This window comes from Mesorhizobium sp. M5C.F.Ca.IN.020.32.2.1 (genome assembly GCF_004023105.1).
GTDB classification, from domain to species: domain Bacteria; phylum Pseudomonadota; class Alphaproteobacteria; order Rhizobiales; family Rhizobiaceae; genus Mesorhizobium; species Mesorhizobium wenxiniae.
The window spans coordinates 1-4,798 of record NZ_RZSX01000493.1 but is presented as its reverse complement, the minus strand read 5'-3'; the positions used below and the strand labels follow the sequence as shown (position 1 = coordinate 4,798).

General features: G+C 60.9%; 5 protein-coding genes, 1 pseudogene and 1 other annotated feature. Of the genes and pseudogenes, 3 read left to right on the top strand and 3 right to left on the bottom strand.

Annotated features, from left to right (window positions below):
- Positions 1–148: 148 nt before the first annotated feature.
- From EOA86_RS22585 to EOA86_RS22575, 3 genes and pseudogenes are all read right to left on the bottom strand, one after another.
- Positions 149–862 carry a sulfite exporter TauE/SafE family protein gene (locus EOA86_RS22585; RefSeq protein WP_127210691.1) on the bottom strand — a complete coding sequence of 238 codons (714 nt, stop codon included), beginning with the start codon at positions 860–862 and terminating at the stop codon, positions 149–151.
- 27 nt (positions 863–889) lie between these two features.
- Positions 890–2,209: an MFS transporter gene (locus tag EOA86_RS22580; RefSeq protein WP_128343661.1), complete on the bottom strand. Its 1,320-nt coding sequence runs from the start codon at positions 2,207–2,209 to the stop codon at positions 890–892.
- A gap of 178 nt (positions 2,210–2,387) precedes the next feature.
- Positions 2,388–2,497: a sequence feature (AL1L pseudoknot), on the bottom strand.
- A pseudogene (locus EOA86_RS22575) lies at positions 2,426–2,562 on the bottom strand (IS3 family transposase); the annotation flags it as partial. It overlaps the preceding feature by 72 nt.
- Before the next feature lie 565 nt (positions 2,563–3,127).
- Here EOA86_RS22575 and EOA86_RS22570 point away from each other — a divergent pair.
- The 3 genes from EOA86_RS22570 to EOA86_RS39540 form a co-directional block, all read left to right on the top strand.
- Positions 3,128–3,769 (top strand): peroxiredoxin-like family protein, encoded by a 642-nt coding sequence (locus tag EOA86_RS22570; RefSeq protein WP_127212096.1) that lies wholly within the window; start codon positions 3,128–3,130, stop codon positions 3,767–3,769.
- 464 nt (positions 3,770–4,233) lie between these two features.
- Positions 4,234–4,416 (top strand): DUF3606 domain-containing protein, encoded by a 183-nt coding sequence (locus EOA86_RS22565; RefSeq protein ID WP_127212095.1) that lies wholly within the window; start codon positions 4,234–4,236, stop codon positions 4,414–4,416.
- Between the two features lie 184 nt (positions 4,417–4,600).
- Positions 4,601–4,798: hypothetical protein (locus EOA86_RS39540; RefSeq protein WP_128343659.1), on the top strand; the 198-nt coding region annotated here is incomplete at its 3' end.

Genomic DNA, 4,798 nt, shown 5'->3' with positions numbered 1-4,798 from the left:
AAGTGCAGGTGTCCAGGCTCTACATACTGATTGCCGGGGATCGCAAGCAGTTCGTCAATCTCAAGTTCCCGGCTTCAACTGGGGAGGGCATGATTGTGGCGAGTTCGATCACCGGCGAATGAATGGTTCGGCTGAATCCTGAGCGATCTTAGAGAATTTCATGGACGGCAACTGCAACGAGGATGGCGCCGGCGACCGCTTCGATCGAGCGGATCGTAGCAGAGACAAGCTTCGGCCGCGATTTCAAAAGGTTGACCAGCTGCATGCGGAAGAACACCGCGAAGAGCGCGACGGCCGACAGCGTGAGCGCGACCCCTGCCATCATGGTCACCGCGAATGCGATGCCGGCTTCCGGCACGCCGCGGATCATGGCGAACGTCATGACGAACAATGTCAGAGGACATGGGATCAGGCCTGCCATGATTCCGACGGCGAAGCCCTCCTGGTGGTCATGCGGGTGAACTGGGTGCCGGAAGGCTCGCCATAGCATCCATACACCAATGAGGCCGAGAAGGCCTCGGCTCAAATCCTCCAGCATTGGCGCGCGGCCGACGCTTCCCAGCGCAACCGAGACCAGCGGAAGTGACAGGAGTGCAATCAGCACCGCTGAGGTGACGTGGGTGACGGAAAGGACAAGCGAGACCGTCAGGCTGCGCCCGAATCCGGCTGACGATCCGGCCAGGTAAGTCGCCAACACCGATTTGCTGTGGCCAGGCGTCATCGCATGCACCGCCCCGAACACGATGCCCATCGGCAGGAAAGCCGCCAGAGCGCTCCAGCTTCCGTCCTGGGCGAACGCCTTTATGTGCCCGGCGAAGGCGAGATAGATGTCCCGTTGGAGTTCGATGATCGTCTGCAACATGCCCGGGCCCGAATCACGCGCTGCCGCTCAAGGCTCACGCGGCCATTCCGGATGCAGCTTATCGATCACAAAGGCGTGGGCATGGCGATATCCGGAATGGTGCGTCCCCTCCGCCCAATGCGGATCATCCTCGGGAAGACCGGGATGCGGATGTTCAAGCACTTCCGGATCGGAAGCTGGCCACACCAGGAATGCGGCAATCAGGGCAGCACCCGCGATGCAGGCGAGGATCACGAATGTCGCCGCCAATCCGAAATTGACGCCCAGCCATCCAGCCAGCGGATAGGTGACAAGCCAGCAGGCATGCGAAAGCGCGAACTGGGCTGCGAACAGCGCGGGCCGATCCTCGGGCTGCGAGGATCGTCGGAGCAGCCGCCCAGATGGCGTCTGCGCGGCTGAATATCCCAATCCGAGCGCAAACCAGAGCGGCAAAAGACCTTGATAGCTGGGAACCGCCACACCGAAAAGGAGACCGCAGACCAGCAGGAGAACGCCCGCGAGCATGGCCGAGCGGTCGGGAACGAGCTCGAGCAGCTTGGGCAGCGCAAGTGCCGCAAGCATCGATCCGCCACCGAAAGCGGCCAGCGCCAGTGCAGTTGCCCGCTGGGTGAGGCCGAATTCTCCCTGCACAATGACGACCGTGTTGACGATCACCATCGCGCCCGCTGCGGCGACCGCCATATTGACAGCCAGCAATCCCCGTAGACGTGGTGTCGCCAGGTAAATGCGGGTTCCGCGCGTGGTGCGCTCGTAGATGCCACGCGGCGTGGAGGGCCTTGGACTGGGGAGCATAACCGAGACAACCAGCGCAGCGGAGACCAGGAAACCGATCACAGTACCTGCGAACAGGCTGTGGAAGCTGACCACCGTCAGCAGGGCGGCGGCGAGCATCGGACTGACAAGGCTTTCCAGATCGTAGGCGAGCCGCGATAAAGAAAGCGCCCTTGTGTATCCCTTCTCGTCGGGCAAGACATCGGGAATGGTGGCTTGAAAGGTCGGCGTGAATGCAGCCGAAGCCGACTGCAGGACGAAGATGAGCACATAGACCTGCCAGACTTCGACGACGAAGGGCAGAAGCACCGCCACCGCCGCCCGGACAAGGTCCAGACTCACCAGCATCGCGCGCCGCGGCAACCGTTCGGCGAAAGCAGCAGCTACGGGCGCGACGCCGACATAGGCTATCATCTTGATGGCGAGCGCCGTCCCGAGCACCGCGCCGGCCTCACCGCCCGCCAGTTCGAATGCCAAAAGACCGAGAGCAACCGTGGCAAGGCCGGTGCCGATCAAGGCGATGACCTGAGCCGCGAAGAGATGGCGGTAGGTGCGGTTTGCAAGAATGCCAAGCACGGCCAGCCTCAGAGCAACTTTGTCATTTCTTAGGATCCATTGATCGGACACCGCAAAAGGTCGGGCCGACCCTGGCCCGGCTACCCCTCCAGAAGGCCGCTCAAGTCGTAAAGTTTCCCTCTGTGGAGTTCAACGTTCCGCGCGACAATCGCCGGCTACCGAGGCTTTGGAATATCGACGGGGCGATCGGCAACACGATCGGCTGACATCATGCGCCTCTCGGTGATCATCGATGAACGCGATCATGGCTTGAATCGGCGGTCGAGCTCCGTCTGGGCAAAATACGCGCTCGCCTTGCGCAGAATCTCGTTGGCCTGCCGAAGCTCGCGGTCCTCACGTTCCTCTTCCTCCACGCTCCGCGACAGAAAACTCGCACGCCTCAGCCCACCCGTGAAGCCCACTAGGGCCAGAACGCCTGGACCTGCTCTTGAAAATGCGATCCTGGAGGCGGTCCGTGCTGGAAATGGACCACAGGCCAGGATGTTGCGCACAGCTGCTGAGCGTCGTCTTCGGACCTTCAGCGCAAGAGCATTCGGGAGTGCTCTAGTGTGGGTCATTCACGACATTTGGTATCCGGTCACTTCGAGGCCCGCCCAAGTTTCCAGACGTAAACACCGCAAGGACGCGCGTATCTGAAGATCCAATCGGTCTCGCCGCTGTGTCATGCCATGGCGCGGATGAAACGACCCATTGTGTACTGCGGCGCTCGAGACGGCTCGCGAAACGGGGCGACCCGCAGATGCATTTTCGTGTTATGATGCGTTTGCAACACGCGTAATCTCGACCTCGGCAATATGGCAGAGGCCGAAAGCTAATTTGCCCTGGCGCAGGAAGTTTTTGCGCCCCCCAGCACAGGCTCAACTCCGAAGAGTGGGTGTGCTGCCTTTTTTTGACTGATCCGGGGCGAGGAGGTTGTCCATGTCCACGAGTAATGTCGACTGCCCGCTGCAGCCGGGCAACCGGGCACCGAATGTTGTACTCGATGCGATCTCGCGCGAAGGCAAGATCGCGCTCGATGATTTTCGAGGCCGCAGTCCGTTGTTGATCGGTTTGTTTCGAGGCCTGCACTGTCCGTTCTGCCGGCGCCATGTCGCGACGATGGCGCAACTCAAGCCGGCCCTGCGTGAGAAAGGCGTCGAATGCCTGGCGGTGGTCAACACGCCGGTCGAGCGGGCGCGGCTCTATTTCCGTTACCACCCGGCACCCGATCTTCTCGCCGCATCCGACCCGGAGCGGACCTCGCACCGTGCTTTCGGCTTGCGCGAGGTCGGGATGGACACGGTCATGGCGATACCGTTCCATCTCCCGGGCGAGTTGCCCGAGCCTATGGACGTCATGGCAATGAATGAATTTCTTAACAAGAAGGAAGGATATGAGATTACTGAAGTCGATCAGCAGGCGATGGCTTCCAGCCAGGCGCAGCTTGTCGGTCAGTTCCTAATCGACCGGGCGGGCATCGTACGCTGGAACTTCACTGAAGTTCTGGAGGATGGCCTCAACACCTTCAGAGCGCTGAATCCCGAGGAATTGATGTCGGCAGCTTCCCAAGTTTCACATTAATAGGCTGCGGAAATGGGCTGCTGAAAACTCGCTCGACGGCCACCGTCCTGTGGTGATTCTTTGGATTTAACAATCATCGACGGAGGGCTAAAGGTCTGCCCGTAGGCTTCTTCGATTTCCATTCAACGGCCCGCGGAGCGACCTAACGCTGGAGTGAGCAAGCCTCAGCGCATGGGCTGGACGACGTCCGCTCCTTGTCGCAATCACGTCATTCCGACAGGCGCGCCATACGGCAAGTTGCCACCTAGAGCGACGTTGTCGTCATGAAGGCGTGAATCGTGGTTCGAGCCCATGAGCGGGAACCAGCAGCTCCCCAGCCGGCCAACCGATCGGTCTTGATCCGATCAGACTGCTGCATCGCGCAGCAATGCCCCGGGGGACCGGTGTGCCCGCCTTTCCGAATGGTAAGGGTGGTCGGCCGGACCAGGGCACCCTATATCGACCGGATGTGACGGAGGATGACAATGGCCGACGACAAATCCAGGAGCAAGCAGGACCGCAAACCGGCCTCCGGCGAGGAGCCTTACGACGTTGCGGCTTTTGCAAGAAAATACGGCATACCGCCGAGCGAGGCCGCGACCATCATCAAGCGATACGGGCCTTCGAGAAAGAAACTCGATGCGCATATGGCGAGCCGCAACGCCTGATCCGCGTCCGGCGGCGTCGACCCGGACCATCACCGCGGCCGGATCCATCACTGCGACTTGACCATACCGCGTGTTTCCGGTGCCTGCCGGCGCTATCGGCCGGATTCAACGCAAGGTTTCAGGAACGCAATAACTCTTTTACTTTGACGCGATACCACCTAGCGGGCAATCGTTGGGGGGTCGAATGTCGGACGGTGCATTGCGTTTTGAATGTGTCATGGAGCCAAACGGCAGATGGATGGTGTGGGACGTCAGGCTCGATCTGCCGGCCCAGTTTTCGGCGCTTGCGCTGATCGGCCTGTGTCACGACGAGGCCGTTTCGCTCTGCAGCCTCTTGAACGAGACAGGCTCCGAGACAGGCTCGAAGGAGGCCCGGCAGAGC